Here is a 24,589-nt window from a genome sequence, read left to right on the forward strand (position 1 = left end):
GCTAGACACCATAAGGATTGTCCGGCCATGACGGGACACCGGGCGGCAGATCCTCGCTCACCCGCATCGGGAAGTCCGCCGGGCGCTTCTCCAGGAACGCCGTCACCCCCTCGACCGTGTCGGGCGCGCCGCCCAGCTCGGCCATGACGCGCGAGTCGGCCGCGTGCGCCTCCCACGGCGAGGACGCCGACAGGCCCGACCACATCAGCCTGCGGATGGCGGCCACGGAGACGGCCGAGGTGTTGTCGGCGATCTCGCGGGCCAGCGCGTACGCCGCCGGCAGCAGCTCCTCGGGCGGATACACCCGCGAGACCAGCCGCCCTTCGAGCGCCTCGGAGGCGGGGAAGATCCGGCCGGTCGCGGCCCATTCCATGGCCTGGGCGATGCCGGCGATCCTGGGCAGGAACCAGCTCGACGCGGCCTCGGTGACGATGCCGCGCCGCGCGAACACGAACCCGAACCGGGCCTGTGCCGAGGCCAGCCGGACGTCCATGGGCAGCGTCATCGTCAGCCCGACGCCCACGGCGGGGCCGTTGATCGCGGCGATGACCGGCTTGAGCGAGCGGGCGATCCGGAGCGCGACCGTGCCGCCGCCGTCGCGCGGCACCCCGTCCACCAACTCGCCGCGGGTGCCGTCCGCGCCGTGCGCGAAGGTGTCCCCGCCGCCGCTCAGGTCCGCCCCGGCGCAGAACGCGCGGCCCGCCCCGGTGACCACCACCGCGCGCACCCCGTCGTCGGCGTCCGCGCGGTCGAACGCCGCGATCAACTCTCCGCGCATCGCAAAGGTGAAGGCGTTCAGCCGCTCCGGGCGGTTCAATGTGACGGTGGCGATCTGGTCGGTGACTTCGTACGCGATTTCGGTGAAGTCTGTTCGGCTACTGATGTTCATCCTCCGATAAAGACATATTTCGTATTAGGTGCGTAGGCTGCCGCCTCTGTAAGAGGCCTAGGGTTGTAATTCGGGGAAACGGGGAAGGCGTGCGGCAGGCAAAGGAACCCTCGAGCGCCGGAGCGGTTCTCGGATGGCTGGCGCTGGCGGCGCTGGCGCCCGGGGCGGCCCATCTGCGCACCGGTTGGCGCAAAACCGGCCTCGCCCTGATCTCCTGCTACATCGTCGGCCTCCTGGCGCTGGTCGCGTTCGCGCTGACGACCGACAACCTGGTGGGCACGCTCATCGAGCGGATGACGACGATCATCGTGAGCGCCGCCGTGCTGGGCGTGACCTGGTTCGCCGTGATCGTGCACTCGTTCATCGTGCTGCGGCCGGGGCGGCTGCCACAAGGCGGGCAGATCGTCACCGGGACGCTGGCGGGGCTCCTCGCCGTCGCCGTGGTGCTCCCCTTCGGCGTGGTCACGCAGTACGTGTGGACCTTGCAGAGCACGGTCAACGACATCTTCCAGGAGACCCCGTCCGACGCCCCGCCGTCCGACGCCGCCGCGGCGGAGCGGCCGGAGGACCCGTGGGCGGGGCGGCAGCGGGTCAACATCCTGCTCCTGGGCGGTGACGCCGACGACAACCGGATCGGCGTACGCACCGACAGCATGAACCTGGCCAGCGTCGACGTGAAGACCGGCAACACCGTGCTGTTCAGTCTGCCGCGCAACCTGGAGAACGTGCGCTTCCGCCCCGGCACGCCGATGGCCCAGCACTTCCCCAACGGCTTCCGCCTCCCGCCCGACCCCGGCGGCGGGCGCAGCGACCTGCTCAACAGCGTCTGGGAGTACGCCGACGCGCACCCGGAGATCTTCGGCGGCAAGCAGCACCAGGGCCCCAGGGTGCTGATGGACACGATCGGCTACACCCTCGGGGTCAAGGTCGACTGGTACGCCCTGGTCAACATGTGGGGCTTCGCCCGCCTCATCGACGCCATCGGCGGCATCACGATCACCGTCGAGCAGGACGTGGTGTTCGGCAAGTACAACGAGGGCCTGGTCAAGGCCGGCACGCGCAAGCTCAAGGGCGCCGACGCCATGTGGTACGCCCGCTCGCGCACGTTCAGCGACGACTACACCCGCATGCGCCGCCAGCGCTGCGTGCTCGGCGCGCTGCTCACCCAGGCGGACCCGGCGACCGTGCTGGCCCGCTTCAACCGGATCGCGCTGGCCACCAAGGAGCTGATCAGGACCGACATCCCGCGGGGGATGCTCAAGAACCTGGTGCCGCTGGCGCTGAAGGTCAAGAACGCCAAGGTGACGAGCGTGCAGTTCGTGCCGCCGCTGATCAGCACGGGCTATCCCGACTGGGAGAGGATCCGCACCATCGCGGCGAAGGCGATGCGGGACTCGGGCGAGACCAAGCCGCCCGTCGCCGCCACCGCCTCCGCCAGTCCTTCTCCCAAGAAGACGGCGGCCGCCAAGAAGGCCGGCCAGAGCCCGGCGAAGGGCATCACGGACGGCTGCGACGGCTCGCTCTGACCTCCCGCGATGCTCTGACCTTCCGCGACTTACCCGCGGGCGACGATCCGGCCCACGGGGTTCCCGCCGCCCAGCACGTCCACCTGCTCGAACGCCGCCGCCGTCGAGACGTCGCAGCCCATGCGCCGCAGGACCGCCAGGGCGACGGCCGTGGTGGCGCGCGGGCTGCCGTCGATGACCTTGACCGCCACCGAGTGGCCCGACTCCAGGGCCACCACCAGCACGCCCTCCGCCCCGCCCTTGGCCACGGCGCCGGGCAGCGCCCGCATCAGCTCGGTGTTCTGGTGCCCGGTCCCGCCCACGTACTCGGGGTGCGCGCGCATGGCGTCGGCGACCTGGTGAGGCGCGCTGCCCGGCGCGGCCAGCACCAGGCCCTGCACGGCCCGCGCCAGCCCGGTCAGCGACAGGCCGAACAGCGGCGCGCCACAGCCGTCCACCGCCACGTGCGCGGTCTTCTCCCCCGCCAGCTCCTCGGTGACCGAACGGACCTGAAGCTGCAAGGGATGTCCGGCCGACAGGTAGCCGGGCACGTCCCAGTCGTTGGCCACGGCGGCGGCGAGCATGGCGGCGTGCTTGCCGGAGCAGTTCATGCGCTCGCGGGACTGGTCGGCGCCCTGCCTGATGAGCCCGTACATGGTGGGGGCGTCCTCAGGCCACGACGGCGGGCACGCCAGCGCCCCGAAGTCCAGGCCGTAGTCGTCGAGGATCTCGCGGACCAGCTCCACGTGGAAGTCCTCGCCCGTGTGGCTGCCCGCCGCGATGGCCAGCCGCGGCCCCGCCAGCGCCGCGCCGGCGGTGAGGCAGGCCAGCGCCTGGAACGGCTTGGCGGACGAGCGCGGCAGCACCGGCGCGTCCACCTTCCCGAGGGCCACCTCGGCGCGCCCGGACGGATCCAGGCCGACGGCGCTGCCGTAATGGACGCTCTCCACGAATCCGGAGCGGATCACCTCGGCGAGCACGGCGTAGTCAGGCACGAGCGGTTCTCCTCCTGAAAGTGACGGGCTGGCGCGCTTCCAGCGTGCGGGCCAGCTTGGACAGGGACACGTTGACCGCAAGATAGACCAATGCGACGACCAGATACGTCTGGATGAGCAGGCCGTTATAGGCCGCCAGCACCTTGCCGCTGTAGAGCAGTTCGCCGTAGCTGACGACGAAGCCCAGCGAGGTGTCCTTGAGCAGGCCGACGGACTGGCTGACGATCGACGGCAGCACGCGGCGGGCCGCCTGGGGCAGCACGACGAGGCGCATGGTCTGGAGCGGCGTGAGGCCGACGGCCAGGCCCGCCTCGGTCTGGCCGCGTTCGACGGAGTTGATGCCGGCGCGGAAGATCTCGGCGAAGGCGGCCGCGTTCGAGGCCGTCAGGGGCACGACCAGCTTCCAGAACAGCGGCAGGTCCAGGCCGTAGCGCGGCAGCGCGAACAGCACCACGTACACCAGCAGCAGCGCCGGCACGACCCTGACGACCTCGACGTAGGCGGCGGCCGGGAGGCGGATCCACCTGCGGTGCGAGAGCCGTCCCAGGGCCAGGACCAGGCCGAACGCCATGGACAGCGCCGCCGACACGATCGCCGCCAGGAACGTGGACCACAGTCCCGTCAGGAGGTAGCGCCACATCGGCCAGGTCGCGTACGGCTGCCAGCGGGCGGCGTCGAGCTGCCCGTTCGCCGCGAACTGCCGCACGGCCAGGACGGCGAGCGCGACGGCGGCCAGAACGCCGAGCACGGTCGCGACACGGATGCGCCTGCGCGCCTTGGGGCCGGGTTCGTCGAAGAGGACGCTCACCGCAGGATCACCAGCTTGCGTTCGAGCCGGCCGGTCGCGAATCCCACCGCCGCGGCGATCAGCGCGTACGCCAGGCCCGCGCCGACGAAGATCGGAATGGGCTGCGCCTCGACGAGGTTCACCCGGTTGGCGGCGGCCGTCAGGTCCACGACGCCGACGGCGGCGGCCAGGGCGGTGTTCATCGTGGTGGCGATGAAGATGTTGCCGAGCGGCTGGACGACCGTGCGCAGCGCCTGCGGCAGGACCACGTGCCTGAGCGACTGGCCGAACGTCAGCCCGATCGCCCGCGCCGCCTCGCCCTGCCCCTTGCCCACCGAGTTCACGCCGGAGCGCAGGGCCTCGCCGACGTACGCGGCCTCGTACACGGCGATGACCACGATGGCGGTGACCAGCGGCTCGGCCTTGACGCCGATCTCCGGCAGGCCGAAGAAGGCCAGGACGAGCAGGACGAGGAGCGGCAGGTTCTGGAAGGACTCCACGTACGCGGTGCCGATGGCGCGCAGCACCCGCACCGGGCTGACGCGCAGCGCGCACACCAGTGCCCCCAGCACCGCCGCGCCCGCGAAGGACGCGGCGGTGAGCTGGAACGTCACGATCAGCCCCTGCCACAGCTCGGGCAGGTGATCGAGGAGAACGGACATCAGGACCCCGGCACGGAGCCGATCTGCGGCGGCTGCGGAGCGTCGCCGGTCACCACGGTGCCGATGGACTTCTTCCAGATGTCCTGCCAGACCCCGGTGTCCTGGGTCTTCTTCAGCCAGTCGTTGACGAACTTCTTGAACTGGTCGTCGCCGTGCTTGAGCCCGATCCCGTACGGGTCCACGGTGAACGGCTTGGTCACGATCTCGATCGACGGGTCCTTCTTGGCGTCCGCGATGAGGATCGTCTCATCCTGCACGTAGGCCACGCCCCGGTCCTGCTTGAGCGCCTGGACGCACTCCGGGTCGCTGCCGAAGGTGATGATCTCCGCCTGCGGCGCCAGCTTCTTGATCGCGGGGATGGCCGGGGTGTTCGCGCCCGCCAGGACCTTCTTGCCGTTCAGGTCCTCCGGCTTGGCGATGCCCGTCGCGCCCTTCTTCACCGCGATCGTCAGCCCCGAGGTGTAGTACGGGCCCGCGAACGCCACCTGCTTCGCCCGCTCCTCGGTGATCGTGTACGTCTGGAAGACGACGTCCACGGTCCCGTTGGCCAGCAGCGCCTCCCGGGTCTCGGACGCCGAGTTGACGATCTTCACCTTGGGCTCGCCCAGGATGTACTTGGCCAGCGCCTTGCCCATGTCCGCGTCGAACCCCTCGACCTCGCCGGTGGCGGGGTTCTGCTGGGAGAGCAGGGGCGCGTCCAGCGAGCCGCCCACGAGGAGCTCGCCGCGCTGTTTGATCTTCTCCATGGTGGAGCCGGGCAGGATGTCGGCCGCCGCCGCGACGGGCGCCTTGGCCAGGACGTCGCTGCCCTTCTCGGACGGCGCTCCGGGCACGGCGGGACTACTCGACTCACCACAGGCCGCCAGCCCTAACAGCGAGACGGCGACGAGGGCGACAAACCTCTTCATGAACGGTCACTTCCTTCGATTTCGAAGATAGGCCGGACCGTAGTGGGAGATTTCGTAGCAAGTCAATACGTTGTCGGCCTAAGTCTGGACATGGTAGGTATCTCACATGAAGCAGCGGCTGCCCGTGCAGGGGGCACAGGGCGACCTGCTGAGACTCGTCGCCACCGGCAGGGCCGAGTCACGCGCCGACCTCGCGCGCTTATCGGGCCTGGCGGCGTCCAGCGTGTCGCTGCGCGTGGAGGAGCTCATCGACGCGGGCCTGCTGGCCGAGGAGGGCTCGGGCACCTCGCGCGGCGGCCGCCGTCCCCGCCGGCTGCGGCTCTCCCCCGGCGCCGGCGTGCTGGCCGTCGCCGACCTGGGCGCCCACCACGTACGCCTCGGCCTGCTGGACCTCAGCGGCACGCCGCTCGTGATCGAGGAACGCGGCTGCGAGATCGCCGACGGCCCGCAGGTCACCCTGGACCACATCGCGGACGCCTTCGACGAGCTGCTGGCCGCCCACGTTCCCCCGTCGGTCCCCCTGCGGGGGGTCGGCACCGGCATCCCGGGCCCGGTGGACCCGTCGAGCCTGCGCGTGGTGACGCCCTCGCGCATGCCCGGCTGGAACGAGTTCCCGGTGGCCGACCACCTGGCCGCCCGCTACGACCTGCCGATCCTCGTCGAGAACGACGCCAACCTGATGGCCGCGGGCGAGGCGCGCTGGTGGCCCGGCAGCCAGAACCTCATGATCGTCAAGGCCGGCACCGGCATCGGCTGCGGCGTCATCGTCAACGGCCACCTGCACCGGGGCAGGGGCGCGGCCGGCGACATCAGCCACGTGCGGGTGCGCTCGGACTCCTCGGTCGTGTGCGCCTGCGGGCATCCGGACTGCCTGGAGGCGTACGCGAGCGGCGCCGCCCTCATGGCGGCTCTGCGCGAGTCCGGCATCGAGGTGACCCGCACGGCCGACATCGTCACCCTGGTCAACGACGCCATCCCGGAGGCGACGAGTCTGGCCCGCACCGCGGGCCGCCGCATCGGCGAGGTCCTGACGGTGCTGGTGAACTTCTTCAACCCGGACGTGGTGGCGGTGGGCGGCAGCCTGTCGGCGGCGGAACCGCTGATCACCTCGATCAGGGCGGCGGTGTGGGAACGCTGCCTGCCGCTGGCGACGCGCGACCTGGAGATAGCCCCGGCCCGGGGCGGCCGGGACGCGGCCCTGCTGGGCGCCGGCACCCTCCTGCTGGAGGCCGCCCTGGCCTGAAGGAGAACCCTCCCCCGTCCGCGGTGGCCAACCTCCAGACGTACGTCGCCCGGCTGCGCAGGGGGCTGCCGCCCGGCGCGCGCATCCTCACCAGGGGATCCGGCTATGTCCTGCGGACCGCCCCCGAAGAGGTCGATCTGCTCGCGTTCGACGAGGAGGTGCGGCAGGCCCGGCTGAAGGCCGAGCGGGGCGAGGCCCGGGCCGCGATCGAGAACCGCCGGGTGTTACGGGCGGGATCCGATGCCGCCGGCGGCCTGACAGCCCTCCTTGCCCGGCCACCTCCGTGTCCAGCGGTCGAATTCCTGGTGAACGGTTCGCACCGCCCGGCTCGCGTGTCTCGGCAAAGTGAGAATTGAACCAGTTTGCGAAGGGAGCGTCAGTGGCGCTGCTGCGGCTGCTGGAGCAGCTGGTCGACTTCCTGGGAGGCGTGGGGCCGGTCCTGTTCGGGATCGCGCTGCTGCTGGTGGCGCCCTATGTCGACCGGCTCGTCGTACGCCGCAAGCGGATCAGCTTCCGCGTCCTCTACAACTCCAAGATCGGCGTCGGGCCCGAGACGCTGAGCGACGGCGAGGGCCCGCCCCAGCTGCACCAGGTGGCGCGGCTGCTGGAGCGGATGAGCATCGTCGTCATCCGCCTGCGCAACAGCGGCAGCTATGACATCGACCCGGACGACTTCGACCGGCCGCTGTCGTTCACGTTCGGCGGCCGGGTGGTGTGGAACGCCCGCGTGTCGGACGCCAGCACCGCCGACCTGCGCAAGCTGCTGCGCGAAGGGCTGCGGTTCTTCCCCGAAGAGGACAAGCCCGCCCGCGACAACCTGGTCACGGTACGCCGGCGGCTCACCGACCGGCTGGCCCGCTGGATCGGCGGATCCGCGACCAACGGCACGGAGGCCGCCGAGCCGACCTGGCACGGCGTACAGCTGACCAAGCTCGAACTCAAGCGCGGCGAGAAGGCCAAGCTCGTCGTGGTCCTGCGCGAGCCGGTCCTGACCGAGCAGGACCAGGGCGAGCAGGACCAAGGCGAGCCGGACCAGCGCGAGATCACCAAGCTCGTCAAGCACACCGGCAAGCTCAAGGACGCCGGCGTGATCAGGGACGAGGGCAAGGTCCGCAGGGTCACGCTCCCGCGCGTCAGCGGCGCGCTGGTGATCGTGCTGAGCGCCCTGCTCGTGCTCAGCCGGCTCGCCCAGCCGGAGGACCGGTCCATCGCGTGCGGGTCGGGCCAACTGCGGATCGAGGGCTCCAGCGTGTTCATGTCGACGATGCGGACGATCGCCGACGAGTACGTCAAGGCCTGCGGCGACGCCCGGATCGAGACCACGCCGAACGGCTCGCTGGGCGGCGTGCGTACCGTGCTCGAGTCGGGCTCGCCCGACGTGATCGCGCTGTCGGACGGCAAGAGCAACTACCACGACCAGCTGTACGGCGAGAAGCTGGCCATCGTCGTCTACTTCGTCGTGGTCAACAAGGAGGTCGGGCTGAGCACCATAGGCATCGACGACCTCCGCAAGATCAACGACGGCACGTGGGTCGACTGGAAGCAGGTCCGGGGCGGGGCGTCCCTGCCGATCCGCATCATCAGCCGGAACCAGAACTCCGGCACCCGCCAGCTCTTCGAGCACCAGGTGCTGGGCACCGGCGAGAACATGCTCTCCTCCGACGAATGCCGCGAGAAGGACCGCAACCCCGCTGCCCCGGTCATCCGCTGCGAACGCGACGACAACGCCGAGGTCATCCGGCAGGTGGCGGCCGTACCCGGGGCGATCGGCTACGCGGACGCGCTGTCGATCGTCGAGGAGCGCAAGTCGGGCAGCATCGTGGCGCTGACGCTGGACGGCAAGGCGTTCGACGTCTCGACCGCGGCGACGTCGGGCTACCCGTTCTGGACAGTGGAGTACCTCTACACCAAGACCCGGCCGAAGCCGGGCTCGCTCGCGGCCGATTTCCTCCAGTTCGCCCGCACGCACGAACGAGCCCAGCTACGACTGACCGAGTCGGGCTTCCGACCGTGCGCGACGAAGCAGGGCCTGCTGGAGCCCTGCGTACTGCGCTGACCTCTTGGACCCGCGGTGCCGACGAGGTCTCGCGCCTCGGGCCCCGGCGTGGTGCACGTTGCCCTCGACCAAGCTCACGGCGGCTGACTCAGCGCGGCTGCGCCGCCCCGCCCGGCAGCTTGTACGGCTCACCGCAGAAGTAGCGGTTGAGCGCGTCCACGGCGGCCGGCAGCATCCGCGCCACCGCCCGGTCGTTGCGCTGCACGTTGACCGACAGCGTCATCCGGCGTTCGCCGGCGACCGCGGTCGCAGCCCCCGTACTCCCCAGGCTGACCCCAGCCCGGATCACCGTCGCGTCGGCCGCTCAGGCCGGGCGGGGCGGTGTGATCGCCTTCGTTTCGTAGCTCCGCAGCACCAGCGACGTCGTGACGGGCCCGAAGCGGGCGATGCCGTCGACGATCGTCTCAAGACGCCCGGCGCCGGAGGCGTGTACGTCGATCAGGAAGCAATCCTCGCCGGTGAGCCGATGGACGTTCGTGACCTCGGGCAACCGCGCGAAGTGGTCGAGGCACGCGGAGATGCGGGCATGGGTGGTGCGCAGCCTGATCACCGCGTGGATGCTCAGGCCGAGGCGGGCGGGGTCGACCACGGCGCGGTAGCCGGTGATGACACCTGACTGTTCCAGGCGTTTGATGCGCGCCGACACGGCCGGCTGCGAGAGGTTGACCCGCCGGCCGATCTCGGTGACACCGAGCCGCCCCTCGGACTGCAGGATGTCCAGGATCGCATGGTCGACCGAATCCAATGAAACCGTCGTCTCGCCCGTCATCGACCTTCCATCCATCAGCGGTAGGCGACTCTACTCGACCGTTCGCACATACTGACGCCCTGGACGCGGACGAACGCCGCGAACGACGAAGGAATGACAAGCCATGCGCTACGTGATCATCCCTGGGATCAACGGCTCCGACGCGGACCACTGGCAGACCGTCTGGCAGGCGGAGTGGGGAGCCGCCGCTGCACGGATCTCCCCCTCCTCCTGGGACGAACCGGATCTGGACGACTGGTGTCACGCCATCGATCGGACCGTTGACGAGCGCCCATCGGCCGACGTGGTGCTCGTCGCGCACAGCCTGGGCTGCCTTGCCGCCGCCTGCTGGGTCGCCCGGCGTCAGCCGGACATCCGCGGAGTGTTCCTCGTGGCCCCACCGGACAACACCGGACCGAACTTCCCTGCCGAGGCCCCTACCTTCACCGCGGTGGACGCGACCCCTCTTCACGTGCCCGGCCTGGTCGTCTCCAGTGACGACGACCCCTACTGCTCCCCGGAGGTCGCGTCGCGGCTGGCCGCCGGCTGGCGGCTCCACCATGTCAGCGTCGGCTCGGCGGGCCACATCAACTCCGCGAGCGGGCTGGGCCGATGGGATTCCGGGCGCGAACTGCTCGCTCGCCTTCCCTGACCTTCGACGGTGAAGGGCCAGGCGCTCGTCAGGCCGGCGTCTGGATGTCGGGAAAGGCCTGTCCGGCTGACAGCCGTTCGACGAGAGTTCGTACGGCCTCCTTCCCGCCGTTCGTCCCCGCCCAGCGACTCACCTGGCAGGCGGCCTTGGCGTACATCTGGGGATCCGCCGATGCCGCCCGCAGCCACTCGTCCAGCGTGACCGGCAGGGGCTGACGGGAGTCGGCCAGGCACCGGTCGCCGGTCGGCGCGAGGTAGCGGGGGTCGTCGCTGACCACGACGGCGAGACCCTCGTCGAACCACTGCGGAACGTCGGCACCGTTGAGACGGGCGTGCAGCTCCACGTGGGTCATCTCGTGCGAGGCGATCACGGGATCGACGCCGCGCGGGGACAGCATCACCGCCCGGTTGAGCACGGCGATGCCGCGTTCTCGGCCGCCGCCGATCCTGCGGTAGCAGTCGTCGGACAGGCACACGAGGAGGTCCGGAGCGCTCTTCCGTCCGCCGAAGTAGTCACGCACCCGCTGGTTCGCCTGCTCGACGACCTCGCTCACGTGCCGGCGCCGGTCCGGCGGCAGGCCGGGTTCGGCGTACACGCCGGGCTGGAGCCGTTCCAGGCCGTAACAGCCGGGGCAGGTGGTGGCCGCGACGGACGGGAAGGCGATCGCCGTCACCACCACGGCGGCGGTGAGGAGGACCGCGACGGCGGCGCCCGCGATCCACCAGCGTCTCCCTTTGCGTCGTTTCACGGGCACGTGGTCCCCTGGGGCGGCAGCCGGCGTTCGGTGACGTACGTGCTGACGAGGTCGATGACGCAGGGGTTGGCCATCGCGCCGAAGAGGTTGTGGCCGGGGCCGTCGTGTTCGATCGTGCGGCTGCCGGGGATCTGCTCGACCACTCGGCGGGTGGACCCGTGGTCCTGCCAGGTGCCCGCGCCCAGGAGCGGCGGCAGCGTACGGGGCATCGGCGTGGGCGGGTTGGTCACCCGGGTCGGCCAGCCGGCGCAGGTGAGCGGCAGGTGCCAGGCCAAGGGGAAAGCGGCGCCGGTATTGGGCGCGATGGCACGCAGGCGCTTGACCGTGCGCGCGACGTCCCGCTGGGCGGCCGGGCGCGGGAAGTCCAGGCATTCCTTGACCCCGCCGCCGGGCAGGCCCGGGTAGGGCTGGCGGCTCGACAGCGCGAAACCTGACGCGTCGCCGGCCTCGGCCGCCGTGATGGCCGCCACGACGTCGCCCCATCGGGTGGGGCCGGGCCGGAGCTTGAGGAACGCGAGCGAGCGCAACTGCGTGCCGTCGTAGCGGGCGTCGGCTTTCGGGGCGGGGATCGGCTCGCGGTCCGCCTTGGCGATCAGCGCCCGCCAGCGCTTCTCCGTCCCGGCGGGCGCCCAGGCGAAGAACCGGTCCATGAAGCGCTCGTTGTCGAGGGCGATGGAGTCGAGTTCCCGGTCCCAGTCGCGCGGGCTGTGGTTGCCGGCGCCGTCGAGGTACATCGTGCGGACGCGCTGCGGGAACAGCCGGGCGTAGGACTGCGCGATCGTGCTGCCGTACGACAGGCCGAGGAAGTTCATCCTGTCCTCGCCGAGCGCTTCGCGGATGGCGTCGGCGTCGCGGGCGTCGGAGGCCGCGTCCATGTGGTCGAAGAGCTCGGGGTCGGTGGTACGGCACTTGTCGCCCCTGGCCTTGTTCGCCGCGGCGAGCTGGTCGAACCCGGCCTGGTCGGCGGGGAACGCCGGGGTGCGCACGAAGCCCCAGTCGCACTGGAGCACCGCACCGCTGAGCCCGGGATAGCCGCGCGGGTCCCAGGTCACGACGTCCATCGACGTACGGATCTTGTCGAAGATCTGCGTACGCGAGCCCAGCGAGGTGATCTGGTACCCCTGGGGGCCGCCGAAGTTGACCAGCACGGACCCCTTCTTGACGCCGGTGGCGGGCAGGCGGGCCACCTTCAGGGTGATGGTGCGGTCGCTCTTGGGCGACAGGGCGACGGACAGGTCCGCGCACTGGAGCTCGGGCGCGTTCGCGACCGGGCAGGAGCTCCACGGCAGGGACGGCTGCGGCGTCGCGACGCTGACCGGCGTCGTGAGGACGGCAAGCGCCATGAGTGGGTTGAGCATGCGCAGAACGTTAGAGGTCTCGGGTGGCCGGGGTCTGCCCGCGAAAGTCATCGATGGCTGTTCACCAAAGTTGACTATGAGCGCTGTCGCGGTTCAACGAAGGTCGGCGCGGACAGCGAGCCGGGTCCGTCGTCAGAGAGCGTGCGGAGTCGAACCCTGGTACTCCTCGGGGAGGAATGCCTGAGCTCTCTCGTCCGGCCACCAGCCGGCTCTCCGGGAATTCACGCGGGACGGCCTTCCGCTGCCGGCCATGGGCCAGGCCGGACCGGTCAGCCAATCGAATATCCGGCGGCTGATCAAGATGTCCATGGCTCCCCACGGGGCGGCGAGAAACCAGTCAGCAGGCGTCTCGGGACGCGGGTAGAGCGGATAGACCAGGAAGTCGGCATCCACACAGCCGCATTTCGAGCAATTCCGCCCCGTCGGGTGAGGCCCATAAGGAGTCGCCATCGGACCCAGCCGCGCCGTCGGCAGAATTCCGTAATAACTTCCTGTGCCCTTGCGCGATATATCGATGTCGAAGAACTGCAGGCCGGTTGCCAACGACTCTCCGACCAGGTGCTCGCGCAACTCGGCAGAAACCGCCCCGAACAGCCAGGGTGCCGGACCGCTGTGCATACCCCTCTCGTTCGCGAGGTAGATCAGCCCGGCCTGCGGCCGCTTGTGGAATCGGAGCTTCACGGGATGGGCGGCGAGCGCCGCGAAGCCCTCGGCTTCGCATTCGAGACATCTCTGGTGAGTCACCGGGTGCTCCCCGATGATCTCCGCGTAGCGAAACTGCGCATAGGGCACGCCCATCAGTGTGGCGTCCCATGCCCGCCCGCCGGTCACGTCCGGCGCGATACCCTGCTCTTCGAAATCCACGCCGATGTCACGCAGTCGCGCGCGAACACGTGGCAGGACATCAAGGTTGGAGCTCGATAATTCGATCCGGCCTTTACCCAAGGGGATTTCGCCGAAATTTATCGCCCTCTCCCGGAATTCCGCAAGCGCTGAAGAGGTTTCGGCCGTCCAGGGGAACGTCACGTGCCACTTGTAGGGCTCTCGTTCACCGGAAGAAGGCATGGACATCCTCGAAGTGCTCGTGAATACGATCTCCAACGTAGTGTGCAGCGTATCGATCCAGGCTGCGAGGGGCATGAGAGGAGGCCGGTGGTCGCGAGCGATGCCGAGCGCATCGACGCAGAGGTGATCGAGTGCCTGCTGTCCCAACGCGTGACGGGGTATGAGCCGCTGAGCGCGTTCCCGGCATCGAAGCGGCGCTCGCCACGATCTAGACGCGTCGGCGAGCCACGCGGGTGGTTCCGGCTCGCCTACCGGGTTTCGGTGGTGGCCGCCCATACCGCGGCGGGGGTCAGGGGCATGTCGATGTGGTCGATGTCGAGGGCGTCGCAGACGGCGTTGACGATGGCCGGGGGGATGCCGATGCAGCCGGCCTCCCCCGCGCCCTTGGCGCCCAAGGGGGTGTTGGGGTTGGGGGTGACGGTCTCCAGGAGGGTGACCGGGGGCATGTCGGCGGCGGTGGGCAGGAGGTAGTCCAGGAGGGTCGAGGCGTAGGGCAGGCCGTCCTCGCCGATGACCGCCTGCTCGTAGAGGGCCTGGCCGAGACCCTGGGCGATGGAGCCGTGGCCCTGGCCCGTGACGATCATGGGGTTGACGACCACCCCGTAGTCGTCCACGGCCACCAACTGGCGTACGTGGACGGTGCCCAGGTCTGGGTCCACCTCGACCACGGCGACGTGGGCGCCGTACGGGAAGGCCTGGGGTGGGGCGACGATCTCGTCGGCGCGCAGGGGGCCGGTGCGGGCGACCAGTTCGCCGATGGGCAGCCCGGGGAGGGGGCCGACCTCGACGTTGGGCAGCCCCGCCGTCTCGCCGGTAGGTAGGCGCGGGAGAGGGCCGGTCTCGGCGAGGGGCCGCCCCGGGAGAGGGCCGGTCTCGGCGAGGGGCCGCCCCGGGAGAGGGCTGGTCTCGGTGAGGGGCGGGCCCGGGAGGAGGCCTGTCTCGGCGAGGGGTACCGGGCCCTCCTCGGTGTCGCTCTGGAGGCCCGCGTGAGGGGCGCCGCCCACCATCAGGCGGCCCGCGTTGTACGAGACGTCCTCCTCCCCCACCCCCAGGAGTTCGGCGCAGCGGCGGCGGGCGGCGGCCACGAGGGCTTCGGCGGCGCGCCACAGGGCCGCCCCGCCCACCTGCATGGACCGGCTGCCGAAGGTGGCGAAGCCGTAGGGGACCTCGCCGGTGTCGCCCTCGACGACGCGGACCCGGCCCACCTCCACGTCCAGGACCGAGGCCACCACCTGGGCGAACGCGGTGAAGTGGCCCTGACCGGTGGACGTCGATCCGACGCGGGCGATGAACGTCCCGTCCGGGCACGCCTCCACGCTCCCGAACTCGTCGCTGTCCGGCGGTCCTCCCGAGCGTTCGACGTACGTGGCGATCCCCACCCCGAGCGGCCGTCCACCGTCCTCGCGGCGGCGGGCCTGCTCGGCGCGGACCTCGTCGTAGCCGACGGCGGCCAGGGCCCGGTCGAGGGCGGCGGTGTAGTCGCCCGAGTCGTAGGTGCGGCCGGTCGGCGTCAGGTAGGGGTACTGGTCGGGGCGGATGAAGTTGCGGCGGCGCAGCTCGGCAGGGTCCAGGCCGAGCCGGCGGGCGAGCCGGTCCACGGTGCGTTCGAGGGCGTAGGCGGCCTCGGGGCGGCCTGCACCGCGGTAGGAGGTCGTCGGAGCGGTGTTGGTGAGCACGCACCTGACGCGCGTGTGCACCCGGGGCGTGCGATAGGCGCCGGTGCTCATCGCTCCGGTCATCATGGGGACGAAGGCGCCGATGTGCGGGTACGCGCCGATGTCGGCGTCGACGAGCAGTTCGTACGCGAGGAAGGTGCCGTCCTCGTCGGCCGCCAGCCGTACCCGCTGGTGCTGGCCACGGCCGCGCGGGCCCGCCAGCATGGCCTCGGCGCGGTCCTCGCACCAGCGGACCGGGCGGCCGAGGTGGAGGGCGAGCAGGGCTGCGACCAGATACTCCGGGTAGGTCTGGCTCTTGGCGCCGAACGCTCCTCCGGTGGCCGGGACGATCACCCGGATCCGCTCCCGGTCGAACCCGAGCGCCGTGGCGAGCGCGTCGCGCAGCCGGTGCTGGGCCTGGTGGGAGACCCACACGGTAAGGCGGTGCGCGCGTCCCGGGTCCACCAGGATCGCCCGTGGCTCCAGGGACGTGGGGAGCAGGAGCTGTTCGCGGTAGGCGGCCTCGACGACGACCGGGGCGGTGGCGAACACGTCGTCGGCCGGGCGGCCGAAGGTGCGTTCGGCGGCCAGGTTGTCGCGGCCGTCGAACAGCCGGGGCGCTTCCGCCGCCAAGAAGCCGCCGGGGGCGCCGGACGTGCGAGGGGTGTCGGTGCGGGTGAAGGGCAGGAGCTCGAGGTTCAGCCGGACGGCTTCGGCGCCGTCCTCGGCCTGGGCGCGCGTGCCGGCCGCGACCACCGCGAGCGCCTCCCCCGGATAGCGGACGCGACCCGTGGCGAGCAGCGGCCACGACGGCATGCCCTCCTCGCCGGGCACCGCCCGGGCGGCGAGGTACGGCAGGTCGGCGGCCGACCACGCGCCCGCCACCCCCTCCTCCTTGAGCGCGGCGGCGACGTCGACCCCGCGGATCACCGCGTGCGGCACCGGGCTGCGGGCGAACGCGAGCTCCAGCGTGCCCGGGATCTCCAGATCGGCGACCCGGCGCGCCCGTCCGGTGACCAGGTCGCGATCCTCCCGCCGCGCGAGCGGCATCCCGATGTACCGCAATGTTTGGACACCCCCGCTTTCGGTACCAACGTCGATATCGGATGCCCGGGATGGGGGACATGAAACCGGCACAATTCGACTACGTCGCGCCTGCCTCCGTACCGGAGGCGGTGGCCGTCCTGGCCGAGCACGGCCCGGAGAGCCGCGTGCTGGCCGGCGGCCAGAGCCTGCTCATCGAGCTGCGCTACCGGACCACGCGCCCGGCCCTGGTGGTGGACGTCAACCGCATCCCCGGGCTCTCGCAGGTCACGGTCGAGAACGGCTCCGTGCACGTCGGCGCGCTGGTCCGGCACGCCCAGCTGGAGCGCGCCCGGTTCGACGACCCGCTGGCCGAGCTGTTCCGCCAGGTGGCGCCGTACGTCGGCCATCCGCCCATCCGCGCCCGCGGCACCTTCGCGGGCAGCCTGGCCTGGGCGCATCCGGCCTCGGAGTGGTGCGCGCTGGCCATGGCCCTGGACGCCGGGATCGAGGTGAACGGCCCCGCGGGACCGCGTACGGTGCCCGCCGGCTCATGGTTCCGCGGCGCGTTCGTGACCGCCTGCCTGCCGGAGGAGCTGGTCACCGGCGTCCTGCTGCCGCGCCCGCCGGCCGGGGCCGTCGCGGCCTTCGCCGAGCACCGCCGCACCCACAGCGGCTTCGCGCTGGCCGCCGCCCTGGTGATGCTGCGGCTGGCCGAGGGCCGCGTCGCGTGGGTCCGCATCGGGCTCGCGAACGCGGCGGACGTCCCCCTCCGCGCCGTCGGGGCCGAGCGGCTGATGACGGGTGAGCGGCCGGAGCAGGAGCTGTTCGCGGAGGCCGGAGCGCTGGCCGCCGCCGAGGCGGACCCGCCCGTAGCGCCGCACGCGCCGGCCGCCTACCTCAAACACGCGCTGTCCACGCTCGTACGGCGCTGCCTCGCCCGGGCCGTCCACCACGCGGGGACCCCATGAACGTCCGCCTCACGGTCAACGGCCGGACCCACCGGATCGAGGTGGAGCCGCGGACCAGCCTGGCCGACGCGCTGCGCGACCGGCTGGGCCTCACCGGGACCACGTTGGGGTGCGAGCACGGGGTGTGCGGCTCGTGCACCGTACTGGTGGACGGCACGGCCATCCGCTCCTGCCTGGCCCTGGCCGTACAGGTGGAGGGCGCCGACATCCGCACCGTCGAGGGGCTGGCCGACGGCGACGGGCTGCACCCGCTGCAGGAGGCGTTCGCGGCCGAGCACGCGCTGCAGTGCGGCTTCTGCACCCCGGGCTTCCTGATGCTGCTCGCCGGCGCGCTGGCCGAGGAGCCGGAGCTGGACCGGGACGAGCGGCGGCTCGACGCGGTGCTGGCCTCCAACCTGTGCCGCTGCACGGGGTACGCGGGCATCCGCCGCGCCGCCGCCCGCGCGGCGAAGAGCATGCGCGCGGACGGCGGCTGAAGCCGCCTCGGCGCGCACGATCTTCGTCAGGTCAGGGTCCCAGCTGGAGGAAACGGTCGCGGGCGGCGGCGAGGTGGGCCCGCATGGCCTCGGAGGCGGCCTCCGCCCTGCCCGCCACGACGGCCTCGGCGATGCGGGCGTGCTCGGCCAGCGTGGGGTCGCCGTCGCGCCGGCCCGCGTACTCGATGCGGAACAGGTGCAGGTGGCCGTGGGTACGCCGGAGCGACTCCCGCAACGCGCCGCTGCCCGAGAGCTCGGCGATCAGGTCGTGGAAGCGGGCGTCGTGGTCGGCCAGGCCGTGGTAGTCCTCGTACCTGGTGCCCTGGGGCGCCTTCGGGACGCTGGCCAGCTCGGCCCGTACGCGCTCCCCCGCCTCGGCCGTCACCAGCTCGGCCGCGCGCCCGGCCGCCCACGGCTCCAGGAGCAGCCGGAGCTGGTAGAGGTCGGCGATCTGGCCGGGCGTGAGCAGGGGCGCCACGGAGTAGCCGCGCAGCGCCTCCTTGGTCAGCAGGCCCTCGGACTCCAGCGCGGACAGCACCTCGCGCACCGGCGTCTGGGAGACCTCGAGCAGCCTGGCGAGGGCGTAGATGTTGACGCGGACGCCGGGCTCCAGGTCGCCGTTCATGATCAGGCTCTTGACGCGCTCGTGGACGTCCTCGGTGAGAACGCTCCGCCGGGCGGCCGGCACGCGGCCCATCAGGCGCTTTTCGAGCTCACTGGCCAACCTTCACGCTCCGGTCCGAGTTCTTGACGGGTCTTGACGGGCATCGTGCGATGTATGCAACATAGCGGAAATATCCAATAGGAAATATTACTGAGGATCGCGATGGCCACAACCCTCCGAACCACTGTCCGCGGCCGGTTGCGCTGGTACATGATCAGCTACGTCTTCGCCGGGCTCGTCATCAACTACCTGGACCGGGCGAGCCTGGGCGTGGCCCTGCCGTTCATGGGCGAGACGTTCAAGCTCTCCAAGACCGAGGAGGGCATGATCCTGGCGGCCTTCTTCTGGTCGTACGACTTCTTCCAGCTCGCCGCCGGCTGGTTCGTGGACCGGTACGGCCCGCGCAGGACGTTCACGTTCGCCTCCGTGTGGTGGTCGCTGTTCACCTCGCTGACGGCGCTGGCCAGTAGCTTCGCGGCGCTGTTCGGCGTACGGCTGCTGCTCGGCATCGGCGAGAGTCCGGCCGCCACGACCAGCGCCAAGGTCGTGGGCCGGTGGTTCCCCCGGCACGAGCGGGCGCTGGCCACCGGGATCTGGGACTCCGGCTCGCGCGTCGGAGGCGTCATCGCGCTGCCGGTGGTCACGGGGCTGATCGCGTGGCTGGGGTGGCGGTGGACGTTCGCGATCATCGGGGTGATCGGGCTGGCGTGGGCCGTCGGATGGTGGCGGACGTACCGGGATCCGCAGGACCACCCGAAGATCACGGAGGAGGAGCTGGCGTACCTGCGCGAGGGCGGGGCCCGCTTCGAGGGCGACGACGACGGGGACGCGGCCAGGATGCGCTGGCGCGACCTGTTCCGCTACCGCACGATCTGGGCGATGATGCTGGGCTTCTTCTGCCTCAACATGGTCGTCTACTTCTTCCTCACGTTCTTCCCGACCTATCTGGTGGAGGAGCGCGGCTTCAGCCTGCTGAAGCTCGGCCTGTTCGGCGCGCTGCCCGGCCTGGTGGCGATCGGCGCCGAGTGGCTGGGCGGCTGGCTGTCCGACCGCCGCATCGCCAGGGGCGACTCGCTCACCCGGGTCAGGAAGACGTTCATCGCGAGCGGGTTCCTGGTCTCGACGGTGATCGGCGTCGCGGTTTGGGTGCCGGAGGCGTGGATGGCGCTGGCCCTGCTCTCGGTCGCCTACGCCGGCTCGACGTTCGCCGCCTCCAACATCTGGGCGCTGCCCGCCGACGTGGCCCCGGCCGACCGGTACGTGGCCTCGATCGGCGGCATCCAGAACTTCGCCTCGAACTTCGCCGGCATCATCAGCCCCATCATGGTCGGCTTCCTGGCGGACAGGACGTCGTCGTTCGCCGTGCCCCTGACGGTGATCTCGTGCGTGGCCCTGCTGGGCGCCTTCACGTACGCGGTGATCCTGAAGCGGGTCGAGCCCATCGGCCTTCCGCGGCGGGCCGAACCGTAAAGATCCGCTCTTGCCCCTGTGGCGGCGCGGCCCTCCCCCGACCTGCCGTGATCTCCTGAGCGGTGTTCGAACCATCACTCAGGAGGTCCGCATGCGCCGACGCGCTCACCTGCTCGCCACCGCCGTCCTGTTCACCGCTCTCGGCTCGGCCGTCACCCTAGGCTCGGCCAGCCTCATCCCGAGCGGCGGGTACCCCACCGTCAGCCAGCGCATCGTCAACTCCCTCGCCCTGGCGAACGGCTACGTCTCGACGCTGAACGCCATCCTGAGCGACCCCCTGGGCAACCTCGTCTGATCACGCGGGCCGGTGGAAGGCCGCCCGCCAGCGGTGACGCTCGCCGTCACGCAGGTCCTCGACCTTCCCGCTCTCCAGTCCGCCGGTCGCGAAGCCCCCGATCTCGGACGGGGTCAGCGGCCACGGCGGCGCGAACACCGGCCCGCCCTCCTCCCGGCCCGACGCGATCACCAGCAGCGTGCCGCCGGGCCGGACGAACTCCGCGATCGCGGCGATGGCCCTGCCGTGCAGAGGCTCCGGCAGGGCCTGCACGGTCATGATCTCGACCACCAGGTCGAACGCGTGCCGCCACTCCGGGGGTGGCGCCAGCAGGTCGGCGACCTGGTAACGCACCTCGCTCCCGGGGAAGCGCTCCTGGGCGAGCCGGACGGCCGACTCGCTCACGTCGAACGCCACCGTCTCGTAGCCGAGGCCCGCCAGATGCTCGGCGTCGTCACCCAGCCCCGCGCCCACGACCAGCGCCCGCCCGTGGCCGGGGTGGGCCCACTCCGTCAGCAGGAAGTGCGGGGACCGCGAGTCCCACGGCACGATCGCGTCGCCACTGGCCGACTCGGCGTAGAGCCGCTCGAACCAGCCGGTCGGGTCGCCGTGCGCGAGCGACTCGGCGGCCAGCCTGCCGGCGTCGGCGTCCGCGTCCCGTCCCGTCATCAGTCCTCCCAGCAAGATCCCGTACGGCTCGCCACGCTCCGCCTTGGCGGCCAGCTCCACCAGGCCGACCCGGTCCCCGAGCGGGCCGACCAGCTCGCGCTGGGCGAAGGTGTGCTCGTGCACATATCCCTTGCGCCGCAACGCCACGTCGAACAGCGGGAGCAGCGCGCAGACGCCCGGTGTGGGATGCGGGCAGGGCTGCTCCTTATGCCACCATTCAAGCTCATTTGCGCGCCCGGCGACCACGAGCTCGACGACGTCCAGGTTGGTGGCCTGACGGCCGATCAGCTTGGCCGCCGCCTCCAGCACGACCTCACGCTGGTGCGCGCCGACCCGCGCCCAGGCCTCCACGGGGAGGTCCGCCATGCGGAACGGCCTCATGCCCAGCGCGAACCCGCCCCGGCCGATCAGCTTGTGCGAGACGACCTTCCCGAGCCTGGTGGCCAGCTTGGGGGGCACCGTCGACATCACGCCCGAAGGCACCGGCATGAGCGCCACCCCGTCGCCGATCGGCTGAGCGGTGTCCCAGTCGATCACCTCGACCATGCCGGGAAGAGCGGGCGCGGGCCGGACGCGGGTCAGCAGCCCATCCCTCTGGATCTTCCACAGGAAGCTCTCGTAAACGTCCGCGGCGCCGCCGCTGCCCGAGAACGGCGCGACGTAACGGGTCGTGTGCCAGCCGAAGGCGCCTGACAGCAGCCGCTCGGCCCGCATACCGGCGGCGAAGCGCTCGCTCCCGACGATGGAGCGGGTCTCGGCCCAGAGCGCCTCTCGCAGCGACACGGTCTCCTCACCCAGCCAGGACCACTCCGGATGGTGTGCCACGAACAGGTGGACGGCCCAGCGCTCGTGCCAGCGCCACCGCCTGGCGGCGAGCAGTTCCCCGACCATGAGCGTGTGCAGCTCCGCCTCATCCGCCGCCAGCAACAACGGCAGCCCCACCAGCAGGATCGGTTTGCCCCGCCTGGTCCGGCTCGCCCGCACCTCGGCCCAGGCGGACACGTGCACCTTGGGCACGGCGTCGAAGCCCGCGAGCCGCGCCGCGTCCGCGACCAGCTCGCGCAGCCGCGGCTGGTCATCCAGCGGCAGCGCGGGACAGCGCCACCGGAACCGGCGCCGCCATCGGTCCGTGGCGAAGGCGACCGCGCAGGCCCCGAGCCCGAGGCTCACGAGGAGCACTCCCACGATGCTTCCGTCCTCCAGGCTGAGGAGCGTGCCCGCGACGCCGGCGCCGAGGATCACCGCCAGGCCGATGAGGAGCTTCGCCCATTCAGGAAGGAAGCACGACAGGAAATTCTTTGTCAGCAGGATCCATAACATCCGCCACCGCGTCAGTCGCACGGCCTAATGATCGAGCAGGACCCTTACGCGTGGAAAGTGTCCTTCGCCAGCCTTCGCACCCGCGCCTCATCGATGTCGTGCCCCAGCCCCGACTGGGTCAGCGGCACCGCGATGACGCCGGCGTTGGCGCCCACGATCGGCGTGACGATCTGGTTCTGGCGCGGCGGCTGCGTCACGTCGCACGGCAGCGTGCAGCCCGGCAGGCTCGCGACCGCCACCGTCGCCGCCCTGGCCAGCCCCGCGCCCTGGCCGCCCGCGCACTGGATGTCCAGGCCCGCCGCCGCGGCCCGGTCGTGCGCCCGGCGCGCCTCCGTCAGCGAGGGGAACGCGTTCGGCCGCAGCAGCAGCACCCTGGCGGCCCGCAAGGTCAGGTAGTCGTCCAGGTGGGCGGTGGAGGCGACCTCGACCGCGACCGAGGCGGAGATCTGGTCCTGGAGCGAGGCGTGCGCGTAGACGTCGCCGACGGCGAAGGGCCGCTCGATGACCTCCAGCCCGTAGGAGTCGAGGGCGACGAGCTGGCCGAGGTCGGTGTAGGCGTTGCCGCAGTCGACGGCCAGGGTCAGCGCGGGGTACGTCTGGCGCACCACCCGCACGGGCTCGACGTCCCAGCCGGGCCTGATGTCCAGCGTGACGTGGCCGTACCCGGCGCAGATCTGCTGGTTGACCCGGGCCACGAGGCTCTCCACGGACGGGTCGGGGGCCAGCCGGACGGTGGCCATGAGCGAGGTGCGGGTGCCGCCGATCGCCTCGGCGAGCGGCACCCCGCGCATCCTGGTCCACAGGTCCCAGCAGGCCATGTCGACCGCCGGGTCGCCGCTCGACACCGTGTCGGGGTGCTCCCAGTCGACGCCGATGAGCAGGGCGGCCAGCGTCTCCTCCAGCCTGGACCACGTCTTCGGCTGGGGGCCGATCGACTCGCCCCAGCCGGTCATGCCGCCGTGGTCGGTGAGTTTCACGAGCAGGGTCTCCGACTTCCTGCCGAACGGCAGGACAAGCCGGAAGACCTCAAGCTCCCGCACTCGCGGCATGTATCCCCCTTTTATGACGCGGCTCCCTCCATAGTGCCTGCTGTACGGGACTGGGCAAAACGGGGAGCCAGCAGAAAGGCCACGGCCGCGAGCACGGCGGTGAAGGACAGGCCGATCGCGTAGTTCTCGGCGGTGGCGGTGAACAGGGCGCCGCTGATCGCGACGGCCACCACGGTGAAGACCGACTCGCCCACGCCGACCGCCGCGCTGTTCTGGCCCTCCTCGCCCTCCTTGGACATCTCCAGCACCAGTACGGACACCGTCGGGTGCAGCGCGCCGATGCCGAGCCCGGCGATCGCCATCGCCACGAACGCGAGCGCGAGCGGCAGTGAGTCGATGAGCACGAGCGTCATCAGCGCGATGCCGACGGTGATCATGGCGGCGCCGCCGCGGATGGCGGCCAGGTGGCTGATCGTGCCGCGGCCCTTGATCCAGGAGCCGGTGGACCAGCCGAGGGCGCCGACGGTGAGCACGAGGCCCGCGCCGGTGGGGGTCAGGCCGCGCTCGTTGATCAGCATGAGCGGGATCAGCACCTGGGCGGCCGTCAGCGAGCCGAAGGCCAGGCCGCGCAGCACAGGCGCGGTCGGCAGGCCGGGGGCGGCCCTGAGCGAGCCGGGCAGCAGCAGCCTGGGCAGGGCCACGGCCAGCAGGACGATCCCCCCGAGGAGCAGGGGCAGGCCGGCGAGCCCGAGCGCGCTGCCGTACTGGATCAGGGCGGCGGCCACGGCGGTCAGCGTGGCCCAGACGAGCTTGCGGCCGAGGCCGGGGGCGGGCGCGGCGATGCCGTCGCTCACCTCACGCCCCGCGGTGCCGCGCCAGAGCAGCAGCGCCGACGGGATGACGATCAAGGAGACGCCGATGAAGATCCACCGCCAGTCGATGTTCTGGGCCACGAACCCGGCGATGGCCGGGCCGACCATGGACGGCACCACCCAGGCCGCCGAGAACAGGGCGAACACCTTGGGATGCATGGTTCCCGGATAGACCCGGGCGACCAGCACGTACAGCGACACCTGGATCAATCCCGCCCCGAGACCCTGCACGAACCGGCCCGCGACGAACACCTCCATGTTCGGCGCGAACCCGGCCAGCAGCAGCCCGGCCACGAAGCCCGCCACGCCGGCCGCGATCGGCTGCAACGGGCCGCGCACGTCGCTCCACCGCCCGCCCAGGACCGTCGCGATCACGCTGGCCGCCAGGGTGGCGCTGAAGGCCAGGTTGTACAGGTGCATCCCGCCCAGCTCGCGGGCCACCACGGGCATCGCCGTGGCCACCGCCATCGCCTCGAAGGCCACCAGCATGACCAGTGCGACCAGCCCGATGCTGATCGCCCGGTACTGCGGCGACAGCACACCTGCCGCGGACCTCTCAACTGTCATCGTCATACCGGGCAAGG

24 protein-coding genes are annotated in these 24,589 nt (G+C 71.4%); 9 read left to right on the forward strand and 15 right to left on the reverse strand.

What is annotated here, in order from left to right; genetic code table 11:
- Position 1 precedes the first annotated feature (1 nt).
- Positions 2–889, reverse strand: coding sequence for an enoyl-CoA hydratase-related protein (locus tag AB0L65_RS01210; protein ID WP_364239269.1), 888 nt, complete (start codon positions 887–889; stop codon positions 2–4).
- Between the two features lie 89 nt (positions 890–978).
- Between AB0L65_RS01210 and AB0L65_RS01215 the strand changes: the two genes are divergently transcribed.
- On the forward strand, positions 979–2,415 hold the full coding sequence (locus tag AB0L65_RS01215; protein WP_364239270.1) for an LCP family protein: 1,437 nt from the start codon (positions 979–981) through the stop codon (positions 2,413–2,415).
- Positions 2,416–2,444: 29 nt separating this feature from the next.
- Here AB0L65_RS01215 and AB0L65_RS01220 read toward each other — a convergent pair whose 3' ends face one another.
- From AB0L65_RS01220 to AB0L65_RS01235, 4 genes are read right to left on the reverse strand one after another with little or no spacing between them, the layout of a single operon-like run.
- Positions 2,445–3,389, reverse strand: coding sequence for an asparaginase (locus tag AB0L65_RS01220; RefSeq protein WP_364239272.1), 945 nt, complete (start codon positions 3,387–3,389; stop codon positions 2,445–2,447).
- Complete coding sequence (locus tag AB0L65_RS01225; protein WP_364239274.1) at positions 3,382–4,197, reverse strand: amino acid ABC transporter permease; 816 nt, start codon at positions 4,195–4,197, stop codon at positions 3,382–3,384. The genes AB0L65_RS01220 and AB0L65_RS01225 overlap by 8 nt, the downstream gene beginning before the upstream one ends.
- Positions 4,194–4,838, reverse strand: a complete 645-nt coding sequence (locus AB0L65_RS01230; protein WP_364239276.1) for an amino acid ABC transporter permease — start codon at positions 4,836–4,838, stop codon at positions 4,194–4,196. Before AB0L65_RS01230 ends, AB0L65_RS01225 begins: the two co-directional genes overlap by 4 nt.
- Positions 4,838–5,746 (reverse strand): glutamate ABC transporter substrate-binding protein, encoded by a 909-nt coding sequence (locus AB0L65_RS01235; RefSeq protein WP_350722363.1) that lies wholly within the window; start codon positions 5,744–5,746, stop codon positions 4,838–4,840. The genes AB0L65_RS01230 and AB0L65_RS01235 overlap by 1 nt, the downstream gene beginning before the upstream one ends.
- A 106-nt stretch (positions 5,747–5,852) precedes the next feature.
- On the opposite strand from AB0L65_RS01235, the gene AB0L65_RS01240 reads away from it, so the two are divergent.
- From AB0L65_RS01240 to AB0L65_RS01250, 3 genes are read left to right on the forward strand one after another with little or no spacing between them, the layout of a single operon-like run.
- Positions 5,853–6,989, forward strand: a complete 1,137-nt coding sequence (locus AB0L65_RS01240) for an ROK family transcriptional regulator (RefSeq protein WP_364239278.1) — start codon at positions 5,853–5,855, stop codon at positions 6,987–6,989.
- A gap of 23 nt (positions 6,990–7,012) precedes the next feature.
- Positions 7,013–7,345 carry a hypothetical protein gene (locus AB0L65_RS01245; RefSeq protein ID WP_364239279.1) on the forward strand — a complete coding sequence of 111 codons (333 nt, stop codon included), beginning with the start codon at positions 7,013–7,015 and terminating at the stop codon, positions 7,343–7,345.
- Between the two features lie 23 nt (positions 7,346–7,368).
- The gene (locus AB0L65_RS01250; RefSeq protein WP_364239281.1) at positions 7,369–9,045 is read left to right on the forward strand and encodes a substrate-binding domain-containing protein; all 1,677 of its coding nucleotides are present in this window, start codon (positions 7,369–7,371) and stop codon (positions 9,043–9,045) included.
- Positions 9,046–9,133: 88 nt separating this feature from the next.
- Here the strand turns inward: AB0L65_RS01250 and AB0L65_RS01255 are convergent, their stop codons facing one another.
- Together AB0L65_RS01255 and AB0L65_RS01260 are read right to left on the reverse strand one after the other, a co-directional pair.
- The gene (locus AB0L65_RS01255) at positions 9,134–9,268 is read right to left on the reverse strand and encodes a hypothetical protein (protein WP_364239283.1); all 135 of its coding nucleotides are present in this window, start codon (positions 9,266–9,268) and stop codon (positions 9,134–9,136) included.
- A gap of 81 nt (positions 9,269–9,349) precedes the next feature.
- Complete coding sequence (locus AB0L65_RS01260; RefSeq protein WP_364239285.1) at positions 9,350–9,814, reverse strand: Lrp/AsnC family transcriptional regulator; 465 nt, start codon at positions 9,812–9,814, stop codon at positions 9,350–9,352.
- Between the two features lie 103 nt (positions 9,815–9,917).
- Here AB0L65_RS01260 and AB0L65_RS01265 point away from each other — a divergent pair, with 103 nt between their 5' ends.
- Positions 9,918–10,445, forward strand: a complete 528-nt coding sequence (locus tag AB0L65_RS01265) for an alpha/beta hydrolase (protein WP_364239286.1) — start codon at positions 9,918–9,920, stop codon at positions 10,443–10,445.
- Positions 10,446–10,473: 28 nt separating this feature from the next.
- Here AB0L65_RS01265 and AB0L65_RS01270 read toward each other — a convergent pair whose 3' ends face one another.
- From AB0L65_RS01270 to AB0L65_RS01285, 4 genes are all read right to left on the reverse strand, one after another.
- A complete protein-coding gene (locus AB0L65_RS01270) occupies positions 10,474–11,193 on the reverse strand; it encodes a hypothetical protein (protein ID WP_364239287.1) in 720 nt (239 codons plus the stop codon).
- A complete protein-coding gene (locus tag AB0L65_RS01275; protein WP_364239289.1) occupies positions 11,190–12,557 on the reverse strand; it encodes an alpha/beta fold hydrolase in 1,368 nt (455 codons plus the stop codon). The genes AB0L65_RS01270 and AB0L65_RS01275 overlap by 4 nt, the downstream gene beginning before the upstream one ends.
- 132 nt (positions 12,558–12,689) lie before the next feature.
- Entirely contained in the window at positions 12,690–13,769 is a 1,080-nt protein-coding gene (locus AB0L65_RS01280; protein ID WP_364239291.1) for a hypothetical protein, read from the reverse strand.
- A gap of 101 nt (positions 13,770–13,870) precedes the next feature.
- On the reverse strand, positions 13,871–16,342 hold the full coding sequence (locus tag AB0L65_RS01285; RefSeq protein WP_364239293.1) for a xanthine dehydrogenase family protein molybdopterin-binding subunit: 2,472 nt from the start codon (positions 16,340–16,342) through the stop codon (positions 13,871–13,873).
- 59 nt (positions 16,343–16,401) lie between these two features.
- Between AB0L65_RS01285 and AB0L65_RS01290 the strand changes: the two genes are divergently transcribed.
- Positions 16,402–17,271 (forward strand): FAD binding domain-containing protein, encoded by an 870-nt coding sequence (locus AB0L65_RS01290; protein WP_364239295.1) that lies wholly within the window; start codon positions 16,402–16,404, stop codon positions 17,269–17,271.
- The gene (locus AB0L65_RS01295; protein ID WP_364239296.1) at positions 17,268–17,747 is read left to right on the forward strand and encodes a (2Fe-2S)-binding protein; all 480 of its coding nucleotides are present in this window, start codon (positions 17,268–17,270) and stop codon (positions 17,745–17,747) included. The genes AB0L65_RS01290 and AB0L65_RS01295 overlap by 4 nt, the downstream gene beginning before the upstream one ends.
- 31 nt (positions 17,748–17,778) lie before the next feature.
- Here AB0L65_RS01295 and AB0L65_RS01300 read toward each other — a convergent pair whose 3' ends face one another.
- The gene (locus tag AB0L65_RS01300; RefSeq protein WP_364239298.1) at positions 17,779–18,444 is read right to left on the reverse strand and encodes a GntR family transcriptional regulator; all 666 of its coding nucleotides are present in this window, start codon (positions 18,442–18,444) and stop codon (positions 17,779–17,781) included.
- A gap of 129 nt (positions 18,445–18,573) precedes the next feature.
- On the opposite strand from AB0L65_RS01300, the gene AB0L65_RS01305 reads away from it, so the two are divergent.
- Positions 18,574–19,881, forward strand: a complete 1,308-nt coding sequence (locus AB0L65_RS01305) for an MFS transporter (protein WP_364239300.1) — start codon at positions 18,574–18,576, stop codon at positions 19,879–19,881.
- Between the two features lie 91 nt (positions 19,882–19,972).
- Entirely contained in the window at positions 19,973–20,176 is a 204-nt protein-coding gene (locus AB0L65_RS01310) for a hypothetical protein (protein WP_364239301.1), read from the forward strand.
- On the opposite strand, the gene AB0L65_RS01315 is transcribed toward AB0L65_RS01310, so the two are convergent.
- The 3 genes from AB0L65_RS01315 to AB0L65_RS01325 are packed head-to-tail and all read right to left on the reverse strand — an operon-like array spanning position 20,177 to position 24,578.
- A complete protein-coding gene (locus AB0L65_RS01315) occupies positions 20,177–22,165 on the reverse strand; it encodes a class I SAM-dependent methyltransferase (protein ID WP_364239303.1) in 1,989 nt (662 codons plus the stop codon).
- 23 nt (positions 22,166–22,188) lie between these two features.
- Positions 22,189–23,193 carry an enolase C-terminal domain-like protein gene (locus AB0L65_RS01320; RefSeq protein WP_364239305.1) on the reverse strand — a complete coding sequence of 335 codons (1,005 nt, stop codon included), beginning with the start codon at positions 23,191–23,193 and terminating at the stop codon, positions 22,189–22,191.
- An 11-nt stretch (positions 23,194–23,204) separates the two neighbouring features.
- Complete coding sequence (locus tag AB0L65_RS01325) at positions 23,205–24,578, reverse strand: MFS transporter (RefSeq protein WP_364239307.1); 1,374 nt, start codon at positions 24,576–24,578, stop codon at positions 23,205–23,207.
- Positions 24,579–24,589 lie beyond the last annotated feature (11 nt).

Origin of the sequence: Nonomuraea sp. NPDC052116, assembly GCF_040680035.1 — a bacterium.
Lineage (GTDB): Bacteria > Actinomycetota > Actinomycetes > Streptosporangiales > Streptosporangiaceae > Nonomuraea > Nonomuraea angiospora_A.

Coding starts and splice junctions, on each gene's coding strand:
- AB0L65_RS01290 (WP_364239295.1), top strand. CDS start 16,402: ATGAAACCGGCACAATTCGACTACGTCGCGCCTGCCTCCGTACCGGAG.
- AB0L65_RS01310 (WP_364239301.1), top strand. CDS start 19,973: ATGCGCCGACGCGCTCACCTGCTCGCCACCGCCGTCCTGTTCACCGCT.
- AB0L65_RS01275 (WP_364239289.1), bottom strand. CDS start 12,557: ATGCTCAACCCACTCATGGCGCTTGCCGTCCTCACGACGCCGGTCAGC.
- AB0L65_RS01240 (WP_364239278.1), top strand. CDS start 5,853: ATGAAGCAGCGGCTGCCCGTGCAGGGGGCACAGGGCGACCTGCTGAGA.
- AB0L65_RS01235 (WP_350722363.1), bottom strand. CDS start 5,746: ATGAAGAGGTTTGTCGCCCTCGTCGCCGTCTCGCTGTTAGGGCTGGCG.
- AB0L65_RS01320 (WP_364239305.1), bottom strand. CDS start 23,193: ATGCCGCGAGTGCGGGAGCTTGAGGTCTTCCGGCTTGTCCTGCCGTTC.
- AB0L65_RS01255 (WP_364239283.1), bottom strand. CDS start 9,268: ATGACGCTGTCGGTCAACGTGCAGCGCAACGACCGGGCGGTGGCGCGG.
- AB0L65_RS01260 (WP_364239285.1), bottom strand. CDS start 9,814: ATGACGGGCGAGACGACGGTTTCATTGGATTCGGTCGACCATGCGATC.
- AB0L65_RS01230 (WP_364239276.1), bottom strand. CDS start 4,838: ATGTCCGTTCTCCTCGATCACCTGCCCGAGCTGTGGCAGGGGCTGATC.
- AB0L65_RS01265 (WP_364239286.1), top strand. CDS start 9,918: ATGCGCTACGTGATCATCCCTGGGATCAACGGCTCCGACGCGGACCAC.
- AB0L65_RS01295 (WP_364239296.1), top strand. CDS start 17,268: ATGAACGTCCGCCTCACGGTCAACGGCCGGACCCACCGGATCGAGGTG.
- AB0L65_RS01300 (WP_364239298.1), bottom strand. CDS start 18,444: ATGGGCCGCGTGCCGGCCGCCCGGCGGAGCGTTCTCACCGAGGACGTC.
- AB0L65_RS01325 (WP_364239307.1), bottom strand. CDS start 24,578: ATGACGATGACAGTTGAGAGGTCCGCGGCAGGTGTGCTGTCGCCGCAG.
- AB0L65_RS01305 (WP_364239300.1), top strand. CDS start 18,574: ATGGCCACAACCCTCCGAACCACTGTCCGCGGCCGGTTGCGCTGGTAC.
- AB0L65_RS01210 (WP_364239269.1), bottom strand. CDS start 889: ATGAACATCAGTAGCCGAACAGACTTCACCGAAATCGCGTACGAAGTC.